Below are 2,054 nucleotides of genomic sequence, written 5' to 3' on the forward strand. Positions count from 1 at the left end.
ACCGGGATACGGGCAAAGTTCATGTGCCATGCGTGAACAGTCGGGTACTGCTCACCCGGTGCCGGGTCGGTCAGGCTAATGCGGATTTCCGGTGGCTGCTCCCGAATGGGTTGGGGGCGTGCGCTTCCGGAAGCCGCTAATTTTGAATGATTTCTCAATTGGGGCTGTGGGAAAGTTTACCCAATCAAACAATTCCCGCCAGATGGCGGGAATTCAGCATACGTTTATTTTCAAATCAATACTTAGCAATCAGTGCTTTAATGGCTGGGTCAATGCCCGCAATGATATCCATTGCTTCACGGACAGATTTTCCTCCGGGTGCGGCTGCATCCGGGTCGGCACCATGTTCTAAGAGAACTTTAACCACATCATATTGATATGGCTTGCCTCTAATTGCCATTCTCAAAGCACTTAAAGAATCTATCCCCCGGTGTTCAAGGGTCTCTTTTGCACCGTTTTCCAGTAAGAGCCGCATTGCCGGGACATTTCTTTGCCGCACGGCATAAATCAGCGGTGTATAGCCATAGCTATCAATTGCATTGACGTCCAATCCTTGCTCAATGAGAAATTGGATTGATTCTGCCGGGCATTGATCATCAGCCCGGGGGGTCATTAATGCCTTATGTAAGTACGTCCAATCTTCTTTGGGTGTTATTTCATAGATATCAAAGCCTGCATTAATCAGGATTTCTAACTCCTTAATATCTGCATCATCTAATGCTTCTAAAATTTCAAGTGCCATTATCATTTCCTATTTCTTAGAAATTTTCTCATATCTTTTTTAATTAATTCTAAATCATCATACCCCGGCTTCTCATTCCTGTGGCTCAAATTTGGCCCTTCTTCTTCGATCTGGAAGTAATCCGGGCGGGAGTTCACAAAATCATTCAGCTCTTCCTGAGTCATGCCCAACTCTTCGGCTGCACGCAGGATACGTCGGTTTTCTATTCTAAGTCTGTGTCTGAATTGATTTCTTTTAATACAATGTTTCTTCTCATCAATTTTGATGAAGTCAATAAGGTATATAAACCAGCACATGAAAATACTGGTTTATTTTTATGAAATTTCAGTAACCCTGAAAAAACTTAATGAATATTTCTAATATGTTGTTTGATAATGTATACATTTAACCTTATCTGAACCAGTATGATAAACCACTTGGAAATATTTTCCTTTAGCTATTAAAAATTTATCCCAAGAACCAACTCGCCCTAAAACAGGCACAACTTTTTCTGGCATAGATTCAGATGGGTAGCCAATTAGATCATATATTTCTTTTCGACTACTTATACCAGCCAATCCGCATTCGAAATATTCCGGATTATACGCAATAATTAACTTTAGCTTATTATCATTACTCGAAAATTGAAATTCCAAACCACGATCAAATAACTCTATATAAAACTCATCATTATAGCCATCAATTTTAGAAGGAACATTACCCCCAATTAAGGATGTAAAGCTCGAATCTTTGATCAGCTCTTCATAAGTTTTCCCTAAAAAATCGAAGTAATTATTCATCATCAATACCAACCATTTCGTTTGTTTATGGTATGTAATTCGTTACGGGCTTGCTCAAGCTCTTCTTTTGAGTAACCTTGCTCAGATAGACAAGTTTTGATGGCATCAAAATTTGAGTTTACAGCTTGCTCTAAATTATCGGCATCTTCAATCTGTTTTTTTGCTTGGTTACGTCCACCGTAAGTTTCACTACATTTTTTATGAATTTCATTAGGAATAGCAACAGCAGCTGCACTTTTAACAATTTCTGTTTTCTCTTCTTTAGACAGAGAGCGACCTACAAGCTTCTCTGCTGCTCGAATCAAAGCTGCTTTTGATGGTATATGATCAATATCTAGCCCATCCTTAGCGCTCCTCGGAGAAAGTTCGCCATATGTGCCTACTTCAAGAATTTTAACTCTATTGACAGCTTTCTTGAAAACAATATAAATCGGTGGTATCCCTGAGCCAATCGGAAACACCAGCACAGCGTCGCTCCAGTGCGTTTCTGCATCGGCCGGATAGGTTTCCACTGTTGGAAACCACTCATCCGC

4 protein-coding genes are annotated in these 2,054 nt (G+C 40.3%); all 4 read right to left on the bottom strand.

Translation table 11 applies throughout. The annotated features are described in order from the left end of the window. Positions 1-235: 235 nt before the first annotated feature. Positions 236-742, bottom strand: coding sequence for an ankyrin repeat domain-containing protein (locus Q4579_RS22820; protein ID WP_303567246.1), 507 nt, complete (start codon positions 740-742; stop codon positions 236-238). A gap of 2 nt (positions 743-744) precedes the next feature. Continuing rightward, positions 745-1,038, bottom strand: coding sequence for a GH-E family nuclease (locus Q4579_RS22825; RefSeq protein WP_303567247.1), 294 nt, complete (start codon positions 1,036-1,038; stop codon positions 745-747). 60 nt (positions 1,039-1,098) lie between these two features. Beyond that, positions 1,099-1,521 carry a hypothetical protein gene (locus Q4579_RS22830; RefSeq protein ID WP_303567249.1) on the bottom strand — a complete coding sequence of 141 codons (423 nt, stop codon included), beginning with the start codon at positions 1,519-1,521 and terminating at the stop codon, positions 1,099-1,101. A 2-nt stretch (positions 1,522-1,523) separates the two neighbouring features. Then, on the bottom strand, positions 1,524-2,054 hold a 531-nt coding region (locus Q4579_RS22835; RefSeq protein ID WP_303567250.1), incomplete at its 5' end, for an S-type pyocin domain-containing protein.

The organism is Photobacterium sp. 1_MG-2023 (assembly GCF_030547945.1).
GTDB lineage: Bacteria > Pseudomonadota > Gammaproteobacteria > Enterobacterales > Vibrionaceae > Photobacterium.